This window comes from Deltaproteobacteria bacterium (genome assembly GCA_016875225.1).
Lineage (GTDB): Bacteria > Myxococcota_A > UBA9160 > SZUA-336 > SZUA-336 > VGRW01.
This window is the reverse complement of record VGRW01000005.1, coordinates 43,485-68,791: the sequence shown is the minus strand read 5'-3', so window position 1 is coordinate 68,791 and position 25,307 is coordinate 43,485. Positions and strand designations below refer to the sequence as shown.

Genomic DNA, 25,307 nt, shown 5'->3' with positions numbered 1-25,307 from the left:
GTGGCCGACGAGCCGCAGGGAGTCGAACAGCGCACGTCGCTGCGGGCGCTCTTCTGGATCGGACCTCTGGCCGCGCTTCTCGGCGCCGCGGGCGCGCTCTTCCACGACGCGAACAGCGGCCTCCGCGCCGTCATGCAGCTGCAGACGGAGCTCGACGAGGCGGATCTGCGACTGGACCGGCTGCACGAGGAGCGCGCCGACCTGCAGCTCCGCGCCGAGCGGCTGCGCTCCGATCCGGTCGAGATCGAGACCGTTGCGCGCGAGTCGCTGGGCATGGTCCGCCCGGGCGAGATCGTGGTCCGATTGCCGCGCCCCCCCGCTCCGGCGGAGCGAACGCGAGATTGACCGCCGCCGGGCTACGAGCTACCCGAACCAGCCATGCGTGACGAGGTCCAGAAGCTCCTCGAGGCGGCGGCGGAGCGCGTCCTGCGCGAGCATGCGCCCGACGCGCTGGCGCTCGTCGAGACGCTGTCGGTCGTGCCCGGCAAGACGATCGAGCACGGGGACTTCGCGTCGAACGCTGCGCTCGCCCTGGCCAAGCCGATGCGTCGCCCGCCGCGCGCGGTGGCGGAGCTGCTGCAGGCCGCGCTTCTCGACGAGAGCGGCGTGCTCGAGCGCACCGAGATCGCGGGGCCGGGCTTCCTGAACTTCTTCCTCGCGCGCAACCGCTGGCACGCGGTCGTCTCGCGAATCCTGCGCGAGGGGGATTGCTTCGGGCGCAGCGACGCGGGGCAGGGCAAGGCGGTGATGGTCGAGTTCGTCTCGGCCAATCCGACCGGGCCGCTCACGATCGGACACGGCCGCAACGCGGTGCTTGGTGACTGCATCGCGCGCCTGCTCGAAGCGACCGGTCACAAGGTCACGCGCGAGTACTATTTCAACGATGCGGGCCGCCAGATGCGCGTGCTCGCGCAGTCGCTTCGCGCGCGTTACCTGCAGCTTCTCGGCGACGCCGCGGAGCTGCCGGAGGAGGGCTATCAGGGCGAGTACCTGGTCGAGATCGCGCGCGCCCTGGTCGACGAGGTCGGCGAGGGATTCCGCGCGGCCGACGAAGGCCGCTTCCGGGAGCGCGCGGTCGGGGCGATCTTCGCCGAGATCGAGCGGACGCTCGCGAGCCTGGGGGTCCGCTTCGACTCCTACTTCAACGAGCACACGCTCTTCGAGCGCGGCCTGGTGGAGACGACGATCGCGGACCTGCGCGCGCGCGGTCTGGTCTTCGAGCAGGAGGGCGCGGTCTGGCTGCGCTCGACGGGCTTCGGGCTCGAGCGCGATCGCGTGCTCGTGAAGTCCACCGGCGAAGCGACGTATCTGCTCCCCGACGTCGCCTATCACCGCGAGACGCTGCAGCGCGGCTTCGAGACCGTGATCGACGTTCTCGGCCCGGATCACATCGCGCAGTTCCCGTACGTGAAGTCCGCGCTCGAGGCGCTCGGCTGTGACGCCGGCCGGGTCGAGCTCGTCATGTACCAGTGGGTGAACCTGCGCCAGGCCGGCGAGCTCGTGAAGATGTCCACGCGGGCGGCCAGGTTCGTCAGCGTCGACGAGGTGCTGGCGAAGGTCGGCCGCGACGTGTTCCGCTATTTCATGGTCGAGCGCCGTGCGGACACGCACCTGGACTTCGACCTGGATCTCGCCGCGGAGCGATCCGACCGCAATCCCGTCTACAAGGTCCAGTACGCGCACGCGCGCCTGTCGAGCATCCTGCGCAAGGCGGCCGACGAAGGGCTCGTGCTCGCGGCCGATCCCGGCGGCCTTCCGCTTCACCTCTTGGTGTCGCCCGAGGAGATCGAGCTCGCCAAGCTGCTCGGCCGCTGGCCCGACACGGTCCGGCACGCCGCGGACGAGCGCGAGCCCCAGGAGATCGCGCGCTACCTGCTCGAGCTCGCGAACGGCTTCAACACCTACGTCTCGGACGGGAAGCGGCACCGGGTGGTGTCACAGGACCGCGAGCTGTCGAGCGCTCGGCTCGCCCTGGTTTCGGCGGTGCGAATTGCGCTCGCCAGCGGCCTCGGGCTGCTCGGCATCGAGGCGCCGGAGAGGATGTAGCGGATGCCCAGACACGACGACGAGGAGCGCGGGACTCGCGGCCGGCCGACCGGCGCTCTGCTGCTGCGCTTCGCCTACGGTGCCGGGCTGATCGCATTGGGCGCCTGCCTCGGAATCGTGATCGGCTCGCTCACCGAGACGCCGCGACTTCTGCTCGAGCGGCTGCGCGGGCCGGTCGAGACGGTCGAGCTCGGCACGCCCGCCCCCGCGAAGGCGGCGGGATCCGCGGCGAGCGCTCCGCTGGAGCGCTTCGGAGAGCTGCAAGAGGGCAAACGGCCGAAGCCCTCGGGCGAGCCTGCCGAAGCGAAGCCGGAGCCAGAGCTCGAGCCGCCGCCCGAGCGGGTTCCCCCCGCCGAGCTCGAGCCTGCGCCGCCAGTCGCCGCAGCTCCTGTCGCCGAGCCGCCACCCGTGCCTGCCGGCGATCCTGCCGAGCCACCGGCTGCTCCGCGGCCGCAGAGCGCCGTCGTGCAGGTCGCCTCGTTCGTCGAGCGCAAGCCGGCCGAGGAGCTGGTCGCAAAGCTCGGGGGCAGCGGCTTCGACGCGTACGTGAGCCAGCCTGCGGCCCAGAACGGCCGCTTCCGCGTGCGCGTCCGGCCCGGCACGGGAGAGAGCTCGGAGGATCTCGCCAAGCGTTTGCGTGGCGTCGGCTTCGATACCTGGGCGACATCGGAGTGAGTCGGATGGCCGAGAGCTCGCCAGCCGACGCGACGCCGGCTTCGCGTTGGCTCGTGACGGGGGCGGGCGGCCAGCTGGGCCGCGCAGTCCTGGCGCTCGCGGGCGCGAACCGGATCTGCGCGCTGGGCGCACGCCACGACGAGCTCGACATCGCGGATGCTGCGTCGGTGAAGGCTGCGCTAGTGCGGCTTCGTCCCGACGTGGTCCTGAACTGCGCTGCGTTCACCGCCGTCGATCGCTGCGAGAGCGAGCCGGAGACCGCGCGGCGGGCCAACGCCGTCGGGCCCGAGGTGCTCGCTGCCGCCTGCGCGGGCGGGCCGCTGCTCGTGCACGTCTCGACGGACTACGTGTTCGGCGGCCGCGCACACAAGCCGATTCCCGAGAACGCCCGGACCGCACCTGCCGGCGTGTACGGGCGCAGCAAGCTCGAGGGCGAACGAGCGGTCGCCCGCGCCGGCGGCGAGTTTCTGGTCGTCCGTACCCAGTGGGTCTTCGGGCCGGGGCCGAACTTCGTTCGGACGATCCTGCGCGCCGCGGCGCAGGGCGGACCGCTTCGCGTGGTCGAGGATCAGCTCGGCCGGCCGACGTGGACGACGGCGCTGGCACGCGCGATCTTCCGAGCGGTCGAGGTCGGCGCCCGCGGGCGACTCCATCTCGCCTGCGAGGGAGTGGCATCGTGGTTCGATTTCGCGCGCGCGGTCGTCGACGAGGGTGCTCGACGCGGATTGAATCCGCGCGTCGAGGTGCTCGCGATCCCGAGCCGCGAGATGCCGCGGCCGGCCGCGCGGCCGGCGTACGGCGTGCTCGGGCTCGAGCGGGCGCGGGGGCTGGGTCTTTCGCTGCCACACTGGCGCGAGGCGCTCGGGGGATACCTCGACGCGGAACGGGAGGGACGGGATGCGTAGGGCGCTGATCCTGGGAGGCTCCGGCTTCATCGGCTCGCACCTGTGCCGGCGTTTCCTCGCCGACGGCTGGGAAGTCGTGTGCATGGACAATCTGCTCACCGGCCGGCTCCGGAACATCGAGGACCTGTTCGGCCAGGATCGCTTCCGCTTCGTGAAGCACGACGTGACGAACTTCATCCACGTTCCCGGGCCGCTCGACGCGGTGCTGCACTTCGCATCGCCCGCGAGCCCGATCGACTTCGAGCGACTTCCGATCCAGATCCTGAAGGTCGGCGCGCTCGGCACGCACAACGCGCTCGGCGTCGCCAAGGAGAAGGGCGCGCGCTTCCTGCTGGCCTCGACCTCGGAGTGCTACGGCGATCCGGAGGTGAACCCGCAGCCGGAAACGTACTGGGGAAACGTGAACCCGGTCGGCATCCGCGGCGTCTACGACGAGGCCAAGCGCTTCGCCGAGGCGATGACGATGGCCTACCACCGCTATCACGGCGTCGACGTCCGCATCGTGCGCATCTTCAACACCTACGGACCCGGAATGCGGCCCGACGACGGCCGCATGATTCCCGCGTTCTTCAGCCAGGCGCTGCGCGGCGAGGATCTCACGGTCTTCGGCGACGGCCAGCAGACGCGAAGCATCAACTACGTCTCGGACCTGGTCGAGGGCATCGTGCGCCTGCTCGCCTGCGACTACGTCGGTCCGGTCAACATCGGAAATCCCCAGGAGATGACCGTGCTCGAGGTCGCGGAGCGGATCGCCAAGATCGCGGGCGTGAGCGCGAGCGTGGTGCACCGCGACCTGCCGCCCGACGATCCGAAGGTGCGCCGGCCCGACATCAGCCTGGCGCGGCGCGTGCTCGGCTGGGAGCCCGCGGTCACGCCCGACGAGGGCCTGCGCCGGACGCTGCCCTATTTCGAGGCCGAGCTCGGACGTTCCAAAGCGTGAGCATCGCCGCCGCCAGGATCCGCAACTTCGCGATCATCGCGCACATCGACCACGGCAAGTCGACGCTCGCGGATCGCCTGCTCGAGCTGACCGAGACGGTCGCCTTGCGCGACCGCACCGATCAGATGACGGACAGCATGGATCTGGAGCGCGAGCGCGGGATCACGATCAAGGCGCAGACCGTGCGCATGAGCTACCGGGCGGCCGACGGCCAGGACTACGTGCTGAACCTGATCGACACCCCCGGCCACGTCGACTTCCACTACGAGGTCTCCCGGTCGCTGGCGGCGTGCGAGGGGGCGCTTCTGGTCGTCGACGCCGCGCAGGGCGTCGAGGCGCAGACGGTGGCGAATGCCGAGCTCGCGATCGCCGCCGGAATCGAGCTGATTCCGGTGATCAACAAGATCGACCTGCCCAACGCCGACCTCGAGCGCGCCGTCCGCGAGATCGAGGACATCGTCGGGATTCCGGCGGACGAGGCGCTCGCGGTGTCGGCGAAGACCGGGCAGGGCGTGCCCGCGATCCTCGAGGCGATCGTCGCGAAGATCCCGCCGCCGAAGGGCGATCCCGATGCGCCGCTCCGCGGCTTGATCTTCGACAGCTGGTACGACCCGTTCCTGGGCGCGACGATGCTGGTGCGCATCGTCGACGGCGAGCTCGCGAAGCGCTCGCGGGTGCGGCTGCTCTCGTCCGGACGCGATCACGACGTGACGCTTCTCGGTGTTCCACAGCTCCGCGTGAAGCCGATCGAGTCGGTCGGCGTGGGCGAGGTCGGGGTGGTCGCGGCGAGCATTCGCGACCCGAAAGCGGTGCGGATCGGCGACACGCTCACCGACGCCGCGCGGCCCGCGACCGTTCCGCTCGAGGGTTTCAAGCCGATGCAGCCGATGGTCTGGAGCGGCCTGTATCCGGCGGACACGGGCAGCTACGAGGCGCTGCGTGCGGCGCTCGAGAAGCTGCAGCTGAACGACTCGTCGATGAGCGCCGAGCCCGAGACCAGCGGCGCGCTCGGCTTCGGCTTCCGCTGCGGCTACCTGGGCCTGCTGCACATGGAGATCGCGCAGGAGCGCCTGGAGCGCGAGTTCGGGCTCGACCTGATCATCACCGCCCCGACCGTGGTGTACCGCGTGAAGCGGACGGACGGTAGCGAGTTCGAGCTGCACCGACCGAGCGATCTGCCGGATCCCAACGAGATCGAGGAGATCCTCGAGCCGCGCATCCTGGCGCAGATCCACATGCCGACGCCGTACCTCGGTGCGGTGCTCCAGCTCTGCGAGGAGCGGCGCGGGATCCAGCGAGATCTGATCGTGCACAGCGACCGGCGCGCGGTGCTTCGCTACGACCTGCCGCTGGCCGAGGTCGCGGTCGACTTCTACGACCGGCTCAAATCCGTGAGCCGCGGCTACGCGTCGATGAACTACGACCTGATCGGCTTCGCGCCCGAGGACCTGGTCAAGGTGGACGTGCTGGTGAACTCCGAGGCGGTCGATGCGCTCTCGATCATCGTCCACCGGGACTCGGCCTACCGGCGCGGTCTCGCGCTGATCGCGCGCATGAAAGAGCACATCCCGCGCCAGATGTACGAGGTCGCGCTGCAGGCCGCGATTGGCACGAAGGTGGTGGCGCGCGTGAACGTGAAGGCGCTGCGCAAGAACGTCACCGCGAAGTGTTACGGCGGAGACATCACGCGCAAGAAGAAGCTGCTCGAGAAGCAGAAGGAAGGCAAGAAGCGCATGAAGCAGATCGGACGCGTGGAAATCCCCCAGGCGGCGTTCCTCGCCGTGCTCTCGAGCGACGAGTAGGCGGGGCAGCGTGGCGAAATCCGAATCGACCGAAGCCGGCGCGCCCGCGAAGCCGCGCTTCGAGACGCTGCGCGCGATTCTCTGGGCTGCGCTGATCGCGCTGGCGATTCGCTCCTTCGTGGTCGAGCCGTTCAAGATCCCGTCCGGATCGATGATCCCCACGCTTCTGGTCGGCGATTACGTGCTGGTGAACAAGTTCTCCTACGGCGTGCGCCTGCCGATCACCGGCACGCTGCTCTTCGGCGAGCGTCCGCCCTCGCGCGGGGACGTGGTCGTGTTCCGCTGGCCCGACGATCCGAGCCAGGACTACATCAAGCGCGTGATCGGATTGCCCGGCGACCGGATCCAGATCATCGACCGCAGGCTCTGGCTGAACGGCCAGCTCGTCGATCGCATCGACGAGGGCGCGTACGCGATGCCGTCGGACGGATCTTCGAGTCCGGGCTCGGCCGCACGCTACCGGGAGCGGAATCCCGAGGGCCTGGAGTACACGGTCCTGCAGGCCCCGGGGCAGATCGCCGGACCCGCCGACCGGCGCGGGCCATGGCTCGTCCCGGAAGGCCACTACTTCATGATGGGCGACAACCGCGACAACTCCCGCGACAGCCGGCTCTGGGATCACCCGTTCGTCTCGCCGGAGCAGATCAAGGGCCGCGCGTTTCTGATCCATTGGTCCTGGGTCGTCGCCTCGGCGGAGCAGGCGCCGCGCAGCTTCATCGGCGATCTGTTCTTCACGCTCTGGCGAGTGGTGACGTTCCAAGTCGAGGAGATCCGCTGGGGCCGCATCGGGAGCAAGGTCGGCGGCCCGGCAGATTGACGCTCCGGAGCGCGTCGGATAGGCTTCGCGCCGACTCCTTTTAAACCCATCCCGAGAGGTGGGCAAAGGCGGAAATGAGCAACCCGGAGACTCCGGCAGGATCCCAGACCGCGGCCGAGCGCGGACCCGAGCGAGAGCTCGCCAAGGGCCGTGTCGTCCTCGACGCCGCGGGAATCCAGCGCGCCACGACCCGGATCGCGCACGAGATCCTCGAGAGCCAGCCGGACGTCTCGGAGCTCGTCGTCGTCGCGATCGTTAGAGGCGGCGAGCCGGTCGCCAAGCTCGTGACCGCGCGCCTCGAGCAGCTCTCGACGCGGACGATTCCGCTCGGCGCGCTCGACATCACGCTCTACCGCGACGACGTCGTCGCGCGCGGAGTGCGCCCCATGCCCCGGCCGACGCGAATGCCGTTCTCCGTCGACGGGAAGCGCGTCGTGCTGGTCGACGACGTGATGTTCACCGGCCGCACCATCCGCGCGGCCATGGACGCGGTGCTCGACTTCGGACGGCCGGCCTCGATCCAAGTGGCGACGCTGGTCGATCGCGGCCACCGCGAGCTGCCGATCAAGGTCGACTTCGTGGGCAAGAACATCCCGACCGCGCGCGCGGAGCAGGTCGTGCTGCGCAAGCGGGCGGACGGCGAGCTCGAGGTCGTGGTCGTATGAGGCACTTGCTCGGCATCGAGGAGATGAGCCGCGACGAGATCGAGCGCGTGCTCGAGACGTCGGAGGCGATGCTCGAGATCTCGCAGCGCGAGATCAAGCGGGTTCCGACGCTGCGCGGACGGACCGTGATCAACGTCTTCCTCGAGTCGTCGACGCGCACGCGCGTGAGCTTCGAGATCGCGGCCAAGCGGCTCTCGGCCGACGCGATCAACGTGACCCGCTCCGGGTCGAGTCTCTCGAAGGCGGAGACCCTCGCGGACATGGCGAGGAATCTCGCCGCGATGAGCGCCGACGTGCTCGTCGTGCGCGACTCGGTGGCGGGCGTGCCGCACATGCTGGCCGAGCGCGTTCGGGTGCCGGTCGTGAATGCGGGCGACGGCTGCCACGAGCATCCGACCCAGGCGCTGCTCGACGCCTTCACGCTGCGCCAGTCGCTCGGCTCGCTCGAAGGACGGGTCGTGGCGATCGTGGGGGACATCTCGCACAGCCGCGTGGCGCGCTCCGACATCCACTGCTTCACCAAGCTGGGCGCCGAGGTTCGCGTCGCCGCGCCGCCGACGATGATGCCCGCGGGAATCGAGGGGATGGGCGTGAAGCCCTGCTACTCGATGGCCGAAGCGCTGCCCGGAGCCGACGTGATCGTGATGCTGCGGATCCAGCAGGAGCGCCTGGCCGGCGCGCTGTTCCCCTCGGTTCGCGAGTACGCGGGCACCTTCGGGCTGAATGCGCGCACGCTCGCGCTCGCCAAGCCCGAGGCGATCGTGCTGCATCCCGGCCCGATCAACCGCGGCGTCGAGATCGCGAGCGACATCGCCGACGCAGAGCCGTCGCGGATCCTCGACCAGGTGACCAACGGAGTGGCGGTGCGCATGGCGGTGCTCTACCTGCTGACCGGAGGCGGACGATGAGCAGATTGCGCATCACGGGCGCGCGCCTGCTCGACCCGGCGAGCGGACGGGACGAGCTCGGCTCGCTCGATGTCGAGGACGGTCGGATCGTGGCTCTGGGCCGCGAGCCGGCGGGCGTGCCCGACGAGGTGTTCGAGGCCAACGGGCTCTGGCTCGCGCCCGGCTTCGTCGATCTGCACACGCACCTGCGCGAGCCGGGACAGGAGTACAAGGAGGACATCGAGACCGGAACCAGGTCCGCGGCCGCCGGTGGCTACACCCTGGTGTGTTGCATGGCGAACACCGATCCGGTGAACGACAGCCCCGCCGTGACCGAGTACATCCAGCGCCGCGCGCGCGAATCCGGAAACGTGCGCGTGCGCGTGATCGCGGCCGCGACGCAGGGACTTCGCGGCGAGATCATGTCGGAGATGGCGGGGCTCGCGGCCGCGGGCGCCGTGGCGTTTTCGGACGACGGCTCGGTGATCATGGACGCCGCCGTGATGCGCCGCGTGCTCGAGTACGCGCGCGGCATCGGTCGGCCGGTGATCGCGCACTGCGAAGATCTGAACCTGCGCGGCGCGGGCGTCGTCCACGAGGGCTCGCACGCGACCTGCTGCGGGCTTCCCGGCTCGCCCGGCGAGGCCGAGACGGTGATGGTCGCACGCGATCTCGAGCTGGCCCGGCTCACCGGCGCCCACCTGCACGTCGCGCACGTCTCGGCCGCGCGCTCGGTCGAGCTGATCCGCGAGGCGAAGACCGCCGGCGTGCGCGTGACGGCCGAGGTCACGCCCCACCACCTGTTCCTCACCGACGAGGAGATCCGGGGCTACGACACCAACAAGAAGATGGCGCCACCGCTGCGCACCGCGCGCGATCGGGAGGCGCTGCGGCAGGGGCTCGCCGACGGGACGCTCGACTGCATCGCCACCGACCACGCGCCGCACGCGCACTACGAGAAGGACGTCGAGTTCGTCGCGGCACCGTTCGGTGTCGTCGGGCTCGAGACGTCGCTGTCGATCGGGCTCGAGCTGGTTCGCGAGGACGTTCTGTCGCCACTGGCGCTGATCGATCGCATGTCCACGCGACCCGCGCGCGTCTTCGGGGTCGGCGGCGGCACGCTCGAGCCCGGGGCCCCGGCAGATCTGGTGCTGGTCGACCCCGAGCGCAGCTACAAGGTCGAGGTCTCGGGGCTGGAATCGCGCTCGAAGAACTCCGCGTTCCTGGGACGGGAGCTCAGCGGCCGGGCCCTGCGCACCTGGGTCGGGGGAAGGATCGCGTTCGCGCTGGATGAAGAGGGCAGTCGATGAGCGAGGGGAAATCCGAGGCGGTGCTCGTGCTCTCGGACGGGACCGTGTACCGCGGCACCGGATTCGGCGCGCGGATGGAAGGCGCGGGCGAGGTGGTCTTCCACACCGGAATGAGCGGATACCAGGAGATCCTCACCGATCCGTCCTACGCCGGGCAGATCGTCGCCATGACCTATCCCGAGATCGGCAACACCGGCTGCAACCCGCTGGACGACGAATCGAGCGGCGTGTTCCTGCGCGGCTTCGTGGTGCGCGATCACGTGGACTTCCCGTCGAACTGGCGCAGCCGCGAATCGCTCCAGGAGTTCCTGGTCCGGCATCGCGTCCCGGGCATCTCGGGCATCGACACGCGCGCGCTGGTGCGCCGGCTGCGCACGGCCGGCGCGATGAACGGCATCGTCGCGCATGCGCCGTTCGACCTGGAAGCGCTGCGCTCCCGCGCGGGAGCCCTTCCATCGATGGCGGGGCTGAATCTCGTCGACGGGGTCACCTGCAAGAAGCCGTACGAGTGGCGCGAAGGCACCGAGTGGACGCTGCACGCGGCCGCGACCGGCCCGCGCCGCCGCGTCGTCGCGTACGACTACGGGATCAAGCGGAACATCCTGCGCGAGCTGGTGAACGCGGGCTTCGACGTGACCGTCGTGCCGGCCGATACGCCCGCCCGCGAAGCGCTCGCGCTAGCGCCGGACGGCGTCTTCCTCTCCAACGGCCCGGGCGATCCGGCCGCGGTGAGCTACGCGATTCCGATCGTGCGCGAGCTGATCGCCGCGCGAGTCCCGATCTTCGGGATCTGCCTCGGCCACCAGATCCTCGGCCTGGCGCTGGGCGGCACGACGCGCAAGCTCCGCTTCGGCCACCACGGCGCCAACCAGCCCGCGCGCGACGAGCAGAGCCGGCGCGTGATGATCGCCTCGGAGAACCACGGCTTCGCGGTCGATGCCGCGGCGCTCGCGAAGGCGCAAGACGTCGAAGTCACGCACGTGAACCTGAACGACGACACGATCGAGGGGCTGCGGCATCGCCGCTTGCCGCTCTTCTCCGTGCAGTACCACCCCGAGGCCTCGCCGGGTCCACACGACACTGCGTACCTCTTCCGCCGCTTCCGCGAGCTCGTGGAGTCCACGCATGCCTAGAGATCCGTCGCTGCGCAAGGTCCTGCTGATCGGCGCCGGCCCGATCGTGATCGGACAGGGCTGCGAGTTCGACTACTCGGGCACGCAGGCGTGCAAGGCGCTGAGCGAGGAAGGCATCGAGGTGGTGCTGGTGAACTCCAACCCGGCCACGATCATGACCGACCCCGAGTTCGCCTCGCGCACCTACGTGGAGCCGATCACGGTCGATACGATCGCGCAGATCCTCGAGCGCGAACGGCCCGATGCCGTGCTGCCGACGCTCGGCGGCCAGACGGCGCTGAACGCGGCGATCGGCCTGGCCGAGACCGGCATCCTCGAGCGGCTCGGCATCCGGCTGATCGGCGCGCAGCTTCCCTCGATCTTGATGGCCGAGGACCGCTCGCTCTTCCGCGCCGCGATGAGCGAGATCGGCCTGCGCACGCCGCGCTCCGTGTACGTGACCGACATCGAGCAGGCGAAGGCCGTGCTCGAGGAGATCGGACTGCCGGCGATCATCCGGCCGAGCTTCACGCTCGGCGGCTCGGGCGGCTCGATCGCGCAGACGGCCGAGGAGTTCGAGGCCAAGCTCGCCTGGGGCCTGCACCTGTCGCCGCGCGGGGAGGTCCTGGTCGAGGAATCGGTGCTCGGCTGGAAGGAGTACGAGCTCGAGGTGATGCGCGACCGCGCCGACAACGTCGTGATCATCTGTTCGATCGAGAACTTCGATCCGATGGGCGTCCACACCGGCGACTCGATCACGGTCGCGCCCGCGCAGACGCTCACCGACAAGGAATACCAGCGGATGCGCGACGCGGCGATCGCGATCATCCGGAAGATCGGCGTCGAGACGGGCGGCTCGAACATCCAGTTCGCCGTGAACCCGGCAAACGGCGACATGACCGTGATCGAGATGAATCCGCGCGTGTCGCGGAGCTCCGCGCTGGCCAGCAAGGCGACCGGCTTTCCGATCGCGAAGATCGCCGCGAAGCTCGCGATCGGCTACACGCTCGACGAGATCCCCAACGACATCACGCGCTCGACGCCCGCGAGCTTCGAGCCGACGATCGACTACGTCGTCACCAAGATTCCGCGCTTCACCTTCGAGAAGTTCCCCAAGGCGGACCGGCGACTCGGCGTGCAGATGAAGTCGGTCGGCGAGGTGATGGCGATCGGGCGCACGTTCCGCGAGTCGCTCCAGAAGGGCATCCGCTCGCTCGAGATCGACCGCTACGGCTTCGAGCCGGTCGACGCCGACGACACGGCGCTGGAGGGAATGCTCCGCGAGCCCGGCCCGGAGCGGCTCTGGGCGGTCGGCGAGGCGTTCCGGCGCGGGCGCACGCTCGAGTGGGTGAACGGGGCCACCGCGATCGACCCGTGGTTCCTCTTCCACGTGAGCGAGATCATTCTCGACGAGGCGCGCTTCGCCGATCCCGCGACGCGAGATCTGTTGCGCGCGAAACGCGCCGGCTTCTCGGACCGACGGCTCGCGGCCCTCGCGGGCACCCGCGAGGACGAAATCCGGGCCCAGCGCAGGCGCGAGCGCATCGCGCCGGTCTACAAGCGGGTCGACACCTGCGGCGCGGAGTTCGAGGCGAACACGCCCTACATGTACTCCACCTACGACCAGGAGTGCGAGGCCCGGCCGTCTTCGAATCGGAAGATCATCATTCTCGGCGGCGGCCCGAACCGGATCGGGCAGGGCATCGAGTTCGACTATTGCTGCGTGCACGGCCTGATGGGTCTGGCCAAGGACGGCTACGAGACCATCATGGTGAACTGCAATCCCGAGACCGTCTCGACCGACTACGACTCGAGCGATCGGCTCTACTTCGAGCCGCTCACGCTCGAGGACGTGCTGGAGATCGTCGAGGTCGAGAGACCGCAGGGCGTGATCGTGCAATTCGGCGGTCAGACCCCGCTGCGCCTGGCCGTGCCGCTGGCGCGCGCGGGAGTTCCGATCATCGGCACCTCGCCCGACGCGATCGATCGCGCCGAGGATCGCGAGCGTTTCGCGGCACTGCTCACCAAGCTCGGCCTGCGCCAGACCGAGAACGGCACCGCGCGAAGCGTCGAGGCGGCGCGCGAGCTCGCGGAGCGCATCGGCTACCCGGTGCTGGTGCGGCCGTCCTACGTGCTGGGCGGGCGCGCGATGCAGATCGTCCATGATTCCCAGCAGCTCGACACCTACATGCGAGAGGCGGTGACCGTCTCGCCCGAGCATCCGGTGCTGGTCGACCGGTTCCTCTCCAACGCGATCGAAGTCGACGTCGACGCGCTCTGCGATGGCACGCAGGCCGTGATCGCGGGAATCATGGAGCACATCGAAGAGGCCGGGATCCATTCCGGCGACTCGGCCTGCTCGCTGCCGCCGTACAGCCTGCCTCGCTTCCTGATCGAGGAGATCGAGCGCTCCACTCGCGCGCTCGCGCTCGAGCTCGGCGTGGTCGGCCTGATGAACGTGCAGTTCGCGATCGCGGACGAGTCCGTGTACGTGCTCGAGGTGAACCCACGCGCGTCGCGAACCGTGCCGTTCGTCTCGAAGGCGATCGGCGTTCCGATCGCCCAGCTCGCTGCGCGGGTGATGGCGGGGAAGACGCTCGCCGAGCTCGGCTTCACCCGCGAGATCGTTCCGTCGCACGTGTCGGTCAAGGAGGCGGTCTTCCCGTTCGTGAAGTTCCCGGCCGTCGACACGTTGCTGGGCCCCGAGATGAAGAGCACTGGCGAGGTGATGGGCATCGACCGCGAGTTCGGCCGCGCCTACGCGAAGGCGCAGCGCGGCGCGGGAATGGATCTGCCGACCCGTGGAACCGTGCTCGTCTCGCTTCGCGACGAGGACAAGGCCTCGGGCGCCGGCGCGCTGCGCGTGCTGCAGGAGGAGGGCTTCGCGCTGGTCGCGACCGCCGGCACGGCCGCGTACATGCGCGAGCGGGGACTGGACGTCCAGTCGATCCACAAGGTGCGAGAGGGCGCGCCTCACACCGAGAGCCTGATCAGCTCGGGCGAGGTTAGCCTGGTGATCGCGACGACACGGATGGGTGACGCATCCGCGGTGCGCGATTCGGCGTCGATGCGGCGCGCGGCTCTCGAGGCGGGAATCCCCTACTTCACCACCGTGGCCGGAGCGCGCGCGGCGGCGGCGGCGATCCGCGCGCTGCGGGCGGGAGAGGTGCAGCCGATCGCGCTTCAGGACCTGCACGCCGTGTAGCGATGACGAGCTTCCGCGAAGCCGCCGACGCGATCCGCCGACCGCTGTCGTTCGCGCTGCGCGGCGACGAGGCGGCGGCCAGCGTCCACGATCTCCAAGGGACGCTGCGCGCTGCGCTGCTCGCGGCTTCGCAGCTCTGGATCCCGCCGGAGGCGAGGAAGCGCCTCTGCGAGGCGGCAGAGCGGCTCGAGGGCGGCGCCGATCCCGCGGGGCTCGCCTGGATCGCAAAGCGCCTGGCGCCGCTTCTCGACCCGGAGTTCCCCGCGCGGATGCTGGCGCAGCCCGCCTCGCGAGTGCCCGGAGTCGGTCCGAAGACGGCGCAGGCGCTGGCGCGAAAAGAGATCGCGACGGTCGAGGATCTGCTCTTCTTCCTGCCGCGCGCCTACGAAGACCGGCGCGAGATCTCGAGCATCGAGAAGCTCGAGGTCGGCCGCTTCGCGTGCTTCGCCGGGACCGTGACGCGATCCGGTGTCGTCCCGCTTCGCAACGGCCGCCGCTTCTTCGAGGCGATCGTCTCGGACGGAACGGGCGCGGTGCAGCTCAAGTGGTTCCGCGGGGTCGCGCACTTCGAGAACCGCCTCGCTCCGGGCACGCGCGTGCTGGTCGCGGGCGAGGTCCGGCGCTTCCGCTACGCGAAGGAGCTTCACCACCCCGACGTCGAGCCGCTCTCGGCGGAGACTTCGGTCGGCGAGCTGCCGCGGATCGTCGCGACCTACAGCGCGGTCGAGGGGCTCGCGCCGCGAAGCCTGCGCAGGGTGGTCGAGTCCGCGGTTCGCTGCGCGGCCGACCTGGTGGACGGATTCCTGCCCGCGAGCGCGGTCGCCGAGCTCGGCCTCGCCGGCGTCGGGGCCTCGCTTCGCGAGGTCCACCTGCCCGGAACCCAGCTCGATCCGAACCTGCTGCGCGAGCGCAGCACGCCCTATCACCTGCGGCTCGTCGCGGAGGAGCTGTACCTGCTGCAGATCGGCCTGGGACTGCGCAAGCGGGCGCTGTTGCGCCGGCACACCGCGGCGCTGCCGATCGACGACGAGGCCGCTGCGCGCGCGATCGCGGCGCTGCCGTTTCCGCTCACCGCGGATCAGCTCCGGGCCTGGGCGGAGATCCGCGCGGACCTCGCGCGCTCGACGCCGATGAACCGCATGCTGATCGGCGACGTGGGAAGCGGCAAGACGGTGCTCGCACTGCTTGCGGCCGTGGCGGCCCACGCAGCGGACCGCACCACCGCGGTGCTCGCACCCACCGAGATCCTGGCCGAGCAGCACCTGCACAGCTTCGCGCGACTGGGCGGCGCGCTCGGGCTGCGTACCGCGCTGTTGACCGGCTCGACTCCGGCCGGGGATCGCCGCCGGCTCGAGCGCTGGCTCGAAGACGGCGCCCTGCACGTCGTGGTCGGCACGCACGCGCTGCTCTCGGAGTCGGTCGAGCTGCCTCGGCTCGGACTGGCGGTGATCGACGAGCAGCACCGCTTCGGCGTCGAGCAGCGCAGGGCGCTGGCGCGAAAGGCGGGCACTCCGCACCTGCTCGCGATGTCGGCGACGCCGATCCCGCGCTCGCTCGCGCTCACCGTCTTCGGCGACCTCGAGCACTCCGTCCTGCGCGAGCGTCCGCCCGGGCGCGCGCCGGTGTCGACGCGATTGGTCGGGCCGTCCGCCGGCCGCGCGGTCATGGACGCGTTGCACGAGACGCTTCGCCGCGGCGAGCAGGCCTTCGTCGTCTACCCGCTCGTGGACGAGTCCGAGAAGCAGGACCTGAAGGACGCGACGCGCGGCTTCGAGCGCATCGGCAAGGCGCTCCCCGGGGTTCCGGCCGCGCTGATCCACGGGCGCATGGACGCGCGAGAGCGCCAGCGCGCGATGGCCGACTTCGCCGAGGGGCGGGTCCGGATCCTGGTCGCGACCACCGTGATCGAGGTCGGAGTGGACGTTCCGAACGCGACGCTGCTGATCGTGCAGCACGCGGAGCGCTTCGGGCTGGCGCAGCTCCACCAGCTGCGCGGACGGGTGGGCCGTGGCGAGAAGCCGGGGCAGGCGATCCTGATCGCCGATCCGACCACCGCCGAGGGCATGCAGCGGCTCGCGATCCTCGAGCGAAGCCACAGCGGCTTCGAGATCGCCGAAGAGGACCTGCGCATTCGCGGCGCGGGAGAATGGCTCGGAACCCGGCAGGCGGGCCACCTGCCGGAGCTGCGCATGGCCGATCTGGTCCGCCACGGCGACACGCTGGAGGCCGCGCGCCGCGCCGCGGCGAGCCTGCTCGAGGGCGATCCGGAGCTGCGTCGGATGCCCGCGCTGCGAGCAGCGGTCGAGCGCCGCTGGGGTGCGCGGCTGGTCCTGGGGTCGGTCGCCTGAGACGGTCCGCGCGCGCTCGCTGGCAGGGGCGCGCGGGCTCGAATATCCTGCCGGCCCATGGCTGATTCCCTAGGCCAGTCGCGCATCTCCGCGCTTTCGCCGAAGGCATCCCTGCGCCTGCCGCCGCACTGTCGGAGCGTGTCGCGGCCCACGCCCGCGGTGTTCGCGATGAAGCGGATGCTGCGCGAGCGCGGCCTCGCCTCGGTCTGCGAGGAAGCTCGCTGCCCGAACCTGTCGGACTGCTTCGGCCGCGGGACCGTCACGTTCATGCTGCTCGGCGACGTCTGCACGCGCGCCTGCCGCTTCTGCCACGTCGCGACGGGGCTGGGCCGACCGGTCGATCCCGATGAGCCGCACCGGGTGGCCGAGGCGTCGCGCGCGCTCGGCTTACGCCATGTGGTGTTGACCAGCGTGAATCGCGACGATCTGCCCGACCAGGGCTCGAATCAGTTCGCAAACACGATCAGCGAGATTCGGGCGCTCTCGCCGGAGGCGAGCATCGAGGTCCTGACGCCGGACTTCCGCGGCGACGAGTCTTGCATCGATCGCGTGGCCGACGCCGCGCCGGAGGTCTACAACCACAATCTCGAGACGGTATCGCGCCTGTATCCGACCGTGCGCATCGGCGCGCGCTACCGGCGCTCGCTGTCGCTTCTCGCGCGGATCAAGCAGCGGCGCCCGGATCTGCTCACGAAGTCCGGCGTCATGCTCGGGCTCGGCGAGACCCGCCGCGAGCTGGTCGAGCTGATGCGGGATCTGCGCGACGTGGGCGTGGACTGCCTGACGCTAGGCCAGTATCTGCGACCGACGCTCCGCCACCTTCCGGTGCAGCGCTTCCTCGAGCCGGCCGAGTTCGCGGAACTTCGCGACTTCGCCGTCGGTCTGGGTTTCCGCCACGTCGAGAGCGGCCCGCTGGTTCGCAGCTCGTTCCGCGCCGACACGCTCGTTGATCTACTCTCCCCCCGCGAAGGTCCGTGATGACGAAGTTCGAGAAGCTCGACCGACTGCCGCCGTACGTACTGGCGATCGTGAACGACCTGAAGCTGAAGGCGCGCCGCGCCGGCGAGGACGTCGTCGATCTCGGGTTCGGAAACCCCAACCACGGCGCGCCGGCGCACGTGGTCGAGAAGCTGGTCGAGGCCGCCCGCGACCCGCGGAACCACCACTATTCCGCCTCGCGCGGCCTGCCCAACCTGCGCCGCGCCATGAGTCGCTGGTACGCGCGGAACTTCTCGGTCGAACTCGATCCCGAGACGCAGGTGATCTCGACGATCGGCGCCAAGGAGGGGCTTTCCCACTTCGTGCTGGCGGCGATCTCGCGTGGCGACACGGTTCTGTGTCCAGATCCCTGCTACCCGATCCACAGCTTCTCGGTGCTGATCGCGGGCGGCGACATCCGGCGCGTGCCGCTGCTCCCGCTCGACGGCCTGATCGAGCGCCTCGAGGAGGCCACGCAGGCCAGCTGGCCGCGGCCCAAGATGATGATCGCCTCGTTCCCCCACAACCCGACCACCGCGACGGTCGACCTGCCGTTCCTGGCGCGGCTGGTCGATTTCTGCCGGCGTCACGACCTGATCTTCGTGCACGACCTGGCCTACGCAGAGATCTGCTACGACGGCTACCGGCCGCCGAGCGCGCTGCAGGTGCCGGGAGCGCTCGACTGCACGATCGAGTTCACGTCGCTCTCGAAGTCGCACGCGATGGCCGGCTGGCGGGTCGGGTTCGGCGCGGGAAACGAGGAGTACGTGCGCATGCTCTCGCGCGTGAAGAGCTACCTCGACTACGGAACCTTCCAGCCGATCCAGATCGCCACGATCGTCGCGCTCGACGGCCCGCAGGATTTCGTCGCCGAGATCGTCGAGGACTACCGGGAGCGCCGCAACGCGCTGGTCGACGGCCTCGATCAGGCGGGCTGGAAGATCGAGAAGCCGCTCGGGACCATGTTCGTCTGGGCGCCTCTGCTGGAGCGCCATGCCGCGCTCGGGTCGCTCGAGTTCTCGAAGCTCCTGCTGGAGAAGGCCGACGTCGCTGTCGCGCCCGGAATCGGCTTCGGCCCCGCGGGAGAGGGCTTCGTGCGCTTCGCGCTGGTCGAGAACACGCACCGCATCCGTCAGGCGGTGCGCAACATGAGGCGGCTCCTGCGCGATGGCTGAGCGGGCGATTCGCGTGGGGCTGGTGGGCCTGGGCACGATCGGGACCGGCGTCGTGCGCGCGCTCCAGTCCCACGGCGCGCTGATCGCCGAACGGCTGGGCTTCCCGCTCGAGCTGGCCCGGATCGCGGACGTCGATCTCGAGCGCGAGCGCGGCGTGGATCTCGGCGGCTACCGGCTCTCGCGCGACTGGCGCGAGATCGTGGACGACCCATCGATCGATCTGATCGTCGAGCTCGTCGGCGGCACCGGCGTCGCGCGCGAGCTCGTGCTCGCGGCGCTCGACGCGGGCAAGCACGTCGTCACGGCGAACAAGGCGCTGCTCGCAAAGCACGGGCGCGAGGTCTTCGCGCTCGCGGCCGCGAAAGGGAGCGAGATCGCTTTCGAGGCGAGCGTGGGCGGGACGATCCCGGTGCTACGCGCGCTGCGCGAGGGTCTGTGCGCGGATCGCGTGCTCGCATTGCACGGGATCGTGAACGGAACCTGCAACTACATCCTCACCGAGATGGAGGCGACCGGCGAGCCGTACGAGGCCTGTCTGAAGCGCGCGCAGGATCTCGGCTACGCCGAGGCCGATCCCAGCTCGGACATCGACGGAATCGATTCGGCGAACAAGCTATCGATCCTCGCCGGGCTCGCGTTCGGCGTCTACCTCGCACCCACGGCGTTTCCGATCGAGGGCATCCGGCACATCGTCCCGGCCGACATCGAGTACGCCAGCCGGATCGGCTTCCGCGTGAAGCTGCTCTCCGTCGCCAAGCGAAACGCGCACGGAATCCAGGCGCGCGTGCACCCGACGATGATCCCGCGCAAGAGCGTGCTGGCCGGCGTCGACGGCTCGATGAACGCGATCGAGGTGCGCGGAGAGCTCTCGGGGCCGACGCTGTACTACGGCGCGGGCGCGGGCGCCGCGCCGACCGCGAGCGCCGTGCTCGCAGATCTGATGGAGCTCGCGCGCGCTCGGCGCAGCGGAGCCTCGGGGCGAGTGCCGCCGTTCGGCACGCCCGAGCCGGGCATGGCCGCGCTCTGCGCGCCTGGCGACCAGCGGGGCGAGTTCTACGTGCGCTTCACCGCGCACGACTCGCCCGGGGTGCTCTCGCGCATCACCGGAGCGCTCGGCGCGCGCGGCATCAGCATCGCGAGCGTCCTGCAGGAGGAGCGACACGAGTCTCGCGCGGTGCCGATCGTGATCACCACCCACGAATCGCGCCAGGCCGATCTCGACGCGGCGCTCGGCGAGATCGCGCGGATGCGCGAAGTGGTCGCGCCCGCGCAGTCGATCCGGATCGAACGGGAGCTGTAGAGATGCCGCCGAAGCGCTCGCCCAAGTACGACGCCTGGTTCGAGTGCGCGCGCGGCTGCGCGGGGCGCTGGGAGCTCACCGAGGTGATCTACCGCTGCCCGCACTGCGAGGGCCTGCTCACGGTGCAGCACGACATGGAGCGGCTCAAGCGCACTCCGCCGCAGAAGTGGATGAAGCTCTTCGACACCCGCTCCCACAGCACCGAGTGGCCGTACGGCTCCGGCGTCTGGGGCAAATCGGAGCTGATCTGCCCGACCGTCGACCAGGACAACGTGGTCTCGATGTTCGAGGGGCACACCAATCTGTTCTGGGCCAAGCGACTCGGCGCGAAGCTCGGCATCGAGGACCTCTGGGTGAAGCTGTGCGGCAACACGCACACCGGCAGCTTCAAGGACCTGGGCATGACCGTGCTGGTCTCGGTCGTGAACCAGATGATCAAGACCGGCAAGGACGTGCGCGCGGTCGCGTGCGCTTCGACCGGTGACACCTCGGCCGCGCTCTCCGCCTACGCGGCGTACGCCGGAATTCCCGCGATCGTGCTGCTCCCGAAGGACAAGGTGTCGATCGCCCAGCTGGTGCAGCCGCTCGCGAACGGCGCGATCACGCTCTCGCTCGAGACCGACTTCGACGGATGCATGGCGATCGTGAAGCAGATCGCGGAGCGCGACGGAATCTACCTGGCCAACTCGATGAACAGCCTGCGCATCGAGGGGCAGAAGACGCTGGGGATGGAGATCGTTCAGCAGTTCGACTGGGAGGTTCCCGACTGGATCGTGATTCCGGGCGGCAACCTCGGCAACGTCTCGGCGCTCGGCAAGGGACTGCTCGAGTGGCTCGAGCTCGGCATCATCGACCGGCTGCCGCGCATCTGCTGCGCCCAGGCCGAGAACGCCAATCCGCTCTACCAGAGCTACCTGGGCGGCTTCGAGAAGTTCGAGCCCATGCAGGCGCGGCCGACGCTCGCGTCGGCGATCCAGATCGGCAATCCCGTCTCGTTCGACCGCGCGGTGGCGACGCTGCGGCGCTTCGACGGGATCGTCGAGCAGGCGTCCGAGAACGAGATCGCCGCGGCCGCGGCCGAGGCGGATCTCACCGGTCTCTTCACCTGTCCCCACACCGCAGTGGCGCTCGCGGCGCTGAAGAAGCTGCTCGGGCGCGGGCAGATCCGGAAGGACGAGCGCGTGGTGGTCGTCTCGACCGCGCACGGTCTCAAGTTCACCGATTTCAAGGTTCGCTATCACCAGTCGATCCTCGCGGGAATAGACTCGGGACTGGCAAACCCTCCGATCGTGCTTCCAGCGCGCTACGACGCGGTGCGAAGCGAGATCTACCGGCAGATCGAAAAGCGCTTCTAGAGGACAAGGGGAAACAGGACATGGCGATGGATCGGAATCTGGCTCTCGAGCTCGTGCGCGCGACCGAGTCGGCGGCGCTCGAGTGTGCGCGGCTGATGGGCCGGGGCGACGAGACGGCCGCGGATCAGGCGGCGGTCGACGCGATGCGCACGGCGCTGAACCGAATCGAGATGGACGCCACGATCGTGATCGGCGAGGGCGAGCGCGACGAGGCGCCGATGCTCTACATCGGCGAGAAGGTCGGCACCGGCAACGGACCCAAGATCGAGATCGCGCTCGACCCGCTGGAGGGAACCACGCTCTGCGCCACCGGCGGGCAGAACGCGCTCTCGGTGATCGCGGCGGCCGAGGAGGGCGGCTTCCTGCACGCGCCCGACACGTACATGGAGAAGATCGCGGTCGGTCCGGCAGCCCGTGGGGCGATCGACATCGATCTCTCCCCTACGCAGAACTTGAAGAACATCTCGAAGGCCATGAACGTACCCGTGCAGGATCTCACGGTCGTGATCCTCGATCGGCCGCGCCACGAGAAGCTGATCGACGAGGTCCGCAAGTCGGGGGCGCGGATCAAGCTGATCAAGGACGGAGACGTCTCGGCGGCGATCGCGACCTGCAGCCGGCAGCATCAGGTCGACGTGCTGATGGGAATCGGCGGCGCGCCGGAGGGCGTGATCGCAGCCGCCGCGCTGCGCTGCCAGGGCGGCGACATCCAGGGCCGGCTGAAGCCGCGAAATCCGGGCGAGGCCGACCGCGCCCGCGCCATGGGCATCAAGGACGTCGACGCGAAGCTCACGCTCACGGAGCTCGCCTCCGGCGACGTTCTGTTCGCGGGCACCGGCGTGACGGAGGGCGACTTCCTGAGAGGCGTGCGCTTCCGCTCGGAGGGCGCGCTCACCCATTCCGTCGTGATGCGCAGTCACTCGATGACCACCCGCTGGATCGAGGCGGAGCACAACTTCCGCTTCAAGCCGCGCTAGGGCGAGCCGGTGTTCACGGGGATCGTCGAGAGGGTCGCGAGGATTCTGCGGGTCGAGCCCGCCGCCGGACGCGCGGAGCTCGAGATCGAGGCCGGCGCGGATCTGGCGAGCGAGGTCAAGCTCGGGGACAGCATCGCGATCTCGGGCTGCTGTCTCACCGTGGTCGAGATCCGCGGGGCGAGACTCTCGTTTCACGCGGTGCCAGAGACGCTCCGGCGCACGTCGCTCGGAGCGAGAAGGGCGGGGGACGAAGTGAATCTCGAGCGCGCGATGCGCGCCGATGCCCGCCTCGATGGGCACATCGTCCAGGGGCACGTCGATGGCACGGGCGCCATCTGCTCCGTGCAGCGGGAGGGCGCCGATCGCCTGGTGCGGATCGACTGCCCGACGGATCTGGCGCTGCAGATCGTTCCCAAGGGGTCGGTTGCGGTCGAGGGAGTCTCGCTCACGGTGGTCGATCCGGACGAGCGCGGCTTCTCCGTGGCGCTGATCCCGCACACGCTCGCCGCGACGACCCTGGGACGGCTCGAGCCGGGGATGGCCGTGAACCTCGAGCTCGACGTGCTCGGCAAGTACGTGTTCCGCTACCTGGCGAACGCCGGCTACACGAAAGCGGGTAGCTGAAGCGGTTCGAGCGCTTCTCCGTGGAGTTGCATGGTTGACCCTTTCCGAACGGGGTGAGACACTGAATCGCGTCGCTCACCCGAATCACCTGCCGGTCGCCTTCGGTTCGGTTCAGGAGTTGGACATGAAAGAGCTGGTCGAGATGATCGTGAAGGCTCTCGTGGACCGGCCGGAGGCCGTGCAGATCAGCGAGATCAAGGGAAACCATGCCTATGTGATCGAGCTTTCGGTCGCCAAAGAGGATCTCGGCAAGGTGATCGGCAAGGGCGGCGCGCACGCGTCCGCGATACGCACCATCCTCGCGGCCGCGAGCGGCAAGGAGAACAAGCGGTACATCCTCGAGATCATCGAGAACTGAGCCCGGGAATCGCGGCCACGGTGAGCGAGCGCGCTCGTCGCAGTGCGCTGTTCCAGGTCGCGATCAAGGGCGGGGTCACGGGCGCGCCAAGCGTCGAAGAGCGCGCGGTTCGGGCGCTCTGGATCCCGCGCGCGGAGCTGCTCGAGATCTTCGCGGAGCGCGACAACGCGTTCACCGCAGGCATGCGCGTCTGGGAGGTCGCCGAGCCCTGGCTGCGGGCGTTCGCCGAGCTCGCTCAGGATCCCAGCGTCCTCCTGGCCGAACTCCCGATCTGGGCGCGGTTCCTCGACCGGCACTCGAGCGTGGAGGTCCGCTCTGGAGAGCGCGACGCGCGACTGTTCTGGACCAACGAGCCCGGCTTCCCGACCGAGGTCAGCGAGTGCGAGTTCCGTCTCGGCGCCATGCGCTCGCTCCTGTCGAGCTGCTCCGGCGAGGAGCCGGTGGTGGTCTCTCAGGTCGAGTGCAGCAGCGACGGCGGCAGTCGCTGCTGTTTCGAAGTGAAGGGCTGGATTCCCTGTCGCGACGTTCGACACGAGCGTGCGCTGCGCGAGGCGAGCCTGCTGCAAGCCGAGCTCGAAGGACGCGAAGCGGTCGAGCGAGGAGGTACGGAGCCAAGCGACGGGGTCGCCGACCTGCACGACCTGCAGCGCGTCCGCCGTTTCATGGACGAAGTGCCGGACATCATCCTGGTCTTCGATCGCCAGCTGATGGTTCTGGACGCGAACCGCGCCGCGCTGCGCTTCACCTCGATGAGCCTCGCCGAGCTGCGCGGACAGTCCGTGCAGGGGCTGCTCGACGATGCCTCGTGGGACGTGATCCGGCAGCTGGTGCCGCGGCTCTTCGAGGTCGGCGCGCTGAGCGGCATCCGCCTCGAGGCGCGCACGCGCAGCGGATCGGCGACGATCGAGGTCTCGGCTCGCGTCTCCGCGAGCTCGAACTCGCTGGTGTGCATCGCGCGCGACGTGACGGAGCGGCTGCGTCTGGAGCGAGAGCTCGGCGAGCGCAACGAGCAGCTGCGACTGCAGAACGAGCGGATCGTGGACTCCGATCGGATGAAATCCGAGTTCCTCGCCAACGTCAGCCACGAGCTCACGACGCCGCTCACCAGCATCAAGGGATTCGCGACGCTGCTTCGCAGGGACGTCGCGGCCGAGATCGCCGGGGGAGCGCGGCTCTCCACCGTCCAGCGTGCGGAGTTTCTCGGCCTGGTCGAGCGCGAGGCTTCCCGCATGACCGAGCTGATCCGCGGCCTGCTCGAGCTCTCGAACATCGAGGCAGGCGGTGTCGCGCTCGCGCGACGGCCGGCCGCGCTCGGAGCGATCGTCCACGAATGCCTTCAGATCCTGAAGCCGAGACTCGACGAGGCGGGCTTCGCGGTCGATCTGGCGCTCGACCCCGCCTTGCCGCTCGCCGAGCTCGACCCGGACCGGATCAAGCAGGTGGTCCTGAACCTGCTGGAGAACTCGCTGAAGTTCAGCCAGCGAGGCGCGCGGGTGAGGGTCTCCACCGGTCACGACGACCAAGCCGTCGAACTTCGCGTGCGCAATCCGTCCCACGAGCTCGGCCCGCAGGATCTCGAACGGATCTTCGCGCGCTTCGTGCAACGCGATGGCTCGTACTCCAGGAAGTATGGCGGTGTCGGGCTGGGGCTGAACCTGGTCCGCGCGATCGCCGAGCTGCACGGCGGCCGCGCCTGGGCGGAGCTTCCCTTCGCCGGAACGGTCGAGTTCGTGGTGCGCCTGCCTCTTCGCGCGTAGGCAGCCCTGGCCGCGTTCGCGGCGTCGCTTGCGCCACTCATCTGGCGGCTCCCGCGGCCGATAAGGGCGCT

Annotated in this window: 21 protein-coding genes; all 21 read left to right on the top strand. The window is 69.7% G+C overall.

The window, feature by feature from the left end; translation table 11 throughout:
• Positions 1 to 345, top strand: a complete 345-nt coding sequence (locus FJ108_02610) for a septum formation initiator family protein (GenBank protein ID MBM4334793.1) — start codon at positions 1 to 3, stop codon at positions 343 to 345.
• A 33-nt stretch (positions 346 to 378) separates the two neighbouring features.
• Positions 379 to 2,046 (top strand): arginine--tRNA ligase, encoded by a 1,668-nt coding sequence (locus FJ108_02605; GenBank protein ID MBM4334792.1) that lies wholly within the window; start codon positions 379 to 381, stop codon positions 2,044 to 2,046.
• A 3-nt stretch (positions 2,047 to 2,049) separates the two neighbouring features.
• Positions 2,050 to 2,721, top strand: coding sequence for an SPOR domain-containing protein (locus FJ108_02600; GenBank protein MBM4334791.1), 672 nt, complete (start codon positions 2,050 to 2,052; stop codon positions 2,719 to 2,721).
• A 5-nt stretch (positions 2,722 to 2,726) separates the two neighbouring features.
• On the top strand, positions 2,727 to 3,626 hold the full coding sequence (gene rfbD, locus FJ108_02595; GenBank protein ID MBM4334790.1) for a dTDP-4-dehydrorhamnose reductase: 900 nt from the start codon (positions 2,727 to 2,729) through the stop codon (positions 3,624 to 3,626).
• Positions 3,619 to 4,566 carry an SDR family oxidoreductase gene (locus tag FJ108_02590; protein ID MBM4334789.1) on the top strand — a complete coding sequence of 316 codons (948 nt, stop codon included), beginning with the start codon at positions 3,619 to 3,621 and terminating at the stop codon, positions 4,564 to 4,566. The genes rfbD and FJ108_02590 overlap by 8 nt, the downstream gene beginning before the upstream one ends.
• Before the next feature lie 2 nt (positions 4,567 to 4,568).
• Positions 4,569 to 6,368: an elongation factor 4 gene (lepA, locus tag FJ108_02585; protein MBM4334788.1), complete on the top strand. Its 1,800-nt coding sequence runs from the start codon at positions 4,569 to 4,571 to the stop codon at positions 6,366 to 6,368.
• A 10-nt stretch (positions 6,369 to 6,378) separates the two neighbouring features.
• The gene (lepB, locus tag FJ108_02580; GenBank protein MBM4334787.1) at positions 6,379 to 7,185 is read left to right on the top strand and encodes a signal peptidase I; all 807 of its coding nucleotides are present in this window, start codon (positions 6,379 to 6,381) and stop codon (positions 7,183 to 7,185) included.
• A gap of 74 nt (positions 7,186 to 7,259) precedes the next feature.
• Positions 7,260 to 7,850, top strand: a complete 591-nt coding sequence (gene pyrR / locus FJ108_02575; GenBank protein MBM4334786.1) for a bifunctional pyr operon transcriptional regulator/uracil phosphoribosyltransferase PyrR — start codon at positions 7,260 to 7,262, stop codon at positions 7,848 to 7,850.
• Positions 7,847 to 8,758, top strand: a complete 912-nt coding sequence (locus FJ108_02570) for an aspartate carbamoyltransferase catalytic subunit (protein MBM4334785.1) — start codon at positions 7,847 to 7,849, stop codon at positions 8,756 to 8,758. Before pyrR ends, FJ108_02570 begins: the two co-directional genes overlap by 4 nt.
• Positions 8,755 to 10,047 (top strand): dihydroorotase, encoded by a 1,293-nt coding sequence (locus tag FJ108_02565; protein MBM4334784.1) that lies wholly within the window; start codon positions 8,755 to 8,757, stop codon positions 10,045 to 10,047. Before FJ108_02570 ends, FJ108_02565 begins: the two co-directional genes overlap by 4 nt.
• A complete protein-coding gene (gene carA / locus FJ108_02560) occupies positions 10,044 to 11,180 on the top strand; it encodes a glutamine-hydrolyzing carbamoyl-phosphate synthase small subunit (protein MBM4334783.1) in 1,137 nt (378 codons plus the stop codon). The genes FJ108_02565 and carA overlap by 4 nt, the downstream gene beginning before the upstream one ends.
• Positions 11,173 to 14,364: a carbamoyl-phosphate synthase large subunit gene (gene carB, locus FJ108_02555; GenBank protein ID MBM4334782.1), complete on the top strand. Its 3,192-nt coding sequence runs from the start codon at positions 11,173 to 11,175 to the stop codon at positions 14,362 to 14,364. Before carA ends, carB begins: the two co-directional genes overlap by 8 nt.
• 2 nt (positions 14,365 to 14,366) lie before the next feature.
• Positions 14,367 to 16,712: an ATP-dependent DNA helicase RecG gene (gene recG, locus FJ108_02550; protein MBM4334781.1), complete on the top strand. Its 2,346-nt coding sequence runs from the start codon at positions 14,367 to 14,369 to the stop codon at positions 16,710 to 16,712.
• A gap of 57 nt (positions 16,713 to 16,769) precedes the next feature.
• Positions 16,770 to 17,690: a lipoyl synthase gene (lipA, locus tag FJ108_02545; protein MBM4334780.1), complete on the top strand. Its 921-nt coding sequence runs from the start codon at positions 16,770 to 16,772 to the stop codon at positions 17,688 to 17,690.
• On the top strand, positions 17,690 to 18,865 hold the full coding sequence (locus FJ108_02540; protein ID MBM4334779.1) for an aminotransferase class I/II-fold pyridoxal phosphate-dependent enzyme: 1,176 nt from the start codon (positions 17,690 to 17,692) through the stop codon (positions 18,863 to 18,865). The genes lipA and FJ108_02540 overlap by 1 nt, the downstream gene beginning before the upstream one ends.
• Positions 18,858 to 20,165 carry a homoserine dehydrogenase gene (locus tag FJ108_02535; GenBank protein ID MBM4334778.1) on the top strand — a complete coding sequence of 436 codons (1,308 nt, stop codon included), beginning with the start codon at positions 18,858 to 18,860 and terminating at the stop codon, positions 20,163 to 20,165. The genes FJ108_02540 and FJ108_02535 overlap by 8 nt, the downstream gene beginning before the upstream one ends.
• A 2-nt stretch (positions 20,166 to 20,167) precedes the next feature.
• Entirely contained in the window at positions 20,168 to 21,520 is a 1,353-nt protein-coding gene (gene thrC, locus FJ108_02530; protein MBM4334777.1) for a threonine synthase, read from the top strand.
• A 26-nt stretch (positions 21,521 to 21,546) separates the two neighbouring features.
• Positions 21,547 to 22,497, top strand: a complete 951-nt coding sequence (glpX, locus tag FJ108_02525; protein ID MBM4334776.1) for a class II fructose-bisphosphatase — start codon at positions 21,547 to 21,549, stop codon at positions 22,495 to 22,497.
• 9 nt (positions 22,498 to 22,506) lie between these two features.
• Positions 22,507 to 23,121 carry a riboflavin synthase gene (locus FJ108_02520; protein MBM4334775.1) on the top strand — a complete coding sequence of 205 codons (615 nt, stop codon included), beginning with the start codon at positions 22,507 to 22,509 and terminating at the stop codon, positions 23,119 to 23,121.
• Positions 23,122 to 23,245: 124 nt separating this feature from the next.
• Positions 23,246 to 23,479, top strand: a complete 234-nt coding sequence (locus FJ108_02515; protein MBM4334774.1) for a KH domain-containing protein — start codon at positions 23,246 to 23,248, stop codon at positions 23,477 to 23,479.
• Between the two features lie 20 nt (positions 23,480 to 23,499).
• On the top strand, positions 23,500 to 25,236 hold the full coding sequence (locus FJ108_02510) for a PAS domain S-box protein (protein MBM4334773.1): 1,737 nt from the start codon (positions 23,500 to 23,502) through the stop codon (positions 25,234 to 25,236).
• Positions 25,237 to 25,307 lie beyond the last annotated feature (71 nt).

What these genes read in the sequence shown, in the direction of transcription:
- FJ108_02605 (MBM4334792.1), top strand. Translation starts at nt 379, where the DNA reads ATGCGTGACGAGGTCCAGAAGCTCCTCGAGGCGGCGGCGGAGCGCGTC.
- FJ108_02600 (MBM4334791.1), top strand. Translation starts at nt 2,050, where the DNA reads ATGCCCAGACACGACGACGAGGAGCGCGGGACTCGCGGCCGGCCGACC.
- rfbD (MBM4334790.1), top strand. Translation starts at nt 2,727, where the DNA reads ATGGCCGAGAGCTCGCCAGCCGACGCGACGCCGGCTTCGCGTTGGCTC.
- FJ108_02590 (MBM4334789.1), top strand. Translation starts at nt 3,619, where the DNA reads ATGCGTAGGGCGCTGATCCTGGGAGGCTCCGGCTTCATCGGCTCGCAC.
- pyrR (MBM4334786.1), top strand. Translation starts at nt 7,260, where the DNA reads ATGAGCAACCCGGAGACTCCGGCAGGATCCCAGACCGCGGCCGAGCGC.
- FJ108_02570 (MBM4334785.1), top strand. Translation starts at nt 7,847, where the DNA reads ATGAGGCACTTGCTCGGCATCGAGGAGATGAGCCGCGACGAGATCGAG.
- FJ108_02565 (MBM4334784.1), top strand. Translation starts at nt 8,755, where the DNA reads ATGAGCAGATTGCGCATCACGGGCGCGCGCCTGCTCGACCCGGCGAGC.
- carA (MBM4334783.1), top strand. Translation starts at nt 10,044, where the DNA reads ATGAGCGAGGGGAAATCCGAGGCGGTGCTCGTGCTCTCGGACGGGACC.
- carB (MBM4334782.1), top strand. Translation starts at nt 11,173, where the DNA reads ATGCCTAGAGATCCGTCGCTGCGCAAGGTCCTGCTGATCGGCGCCGGC.
- recG (MBM4334781.1), top strand. Translation starts at nt 14,367, where the DNA reads ATGACGAGCTTCCGCGAAGCCGCCGACGCGATCCGCCGACCGCTGTCG.
- lipA (MBM4334780.1), top strand. Translation starts at nt 16,770, where the DNA reads ATGGCTGATTCCCTAGGCCAGTCGCGCATCTCCGCGCTTTCGCCGAAG.
- FJ108_02540 (MBM4334779.1), top strand. Translation starts at nt 17,690, where the DNA reads ATGACGAAGTTCGAGAAGCTCGACCGACTGCCGCCGTACGTACTGGCG.
- FJ108_02535 (MBM4334778.1), top strand. Translation starts at nt 18,858, where the DNA reads ATGGCTGAGCGGGCGATTCGCGTGGGGCTGGTGGGCCTGGGCACGATC.
- thrC (MBM4334777.1), top strand. Translation starts at nt 20,168, where the DNA reads ATGCCGCCGAAGCGCTCGCCCAAGTACGACGCCTGGTTCGAGTGCGCG.
- glpX (MBM4334776.1), top strand. Translation starts at nt 21,547, where the DNA reads ATGGATCGGAATCTGGCTCTCGAGCTCGTGCGCGCGACCGAGTCGGCG.
- FJ108_02515 (MBM4334774.1), top strand. Translation starts at nt 23,246, where the DNA reads ATGAAAGAGCTGGTCGAGATGATCGTGAAGGCTCTCGTGGACCGGCCG.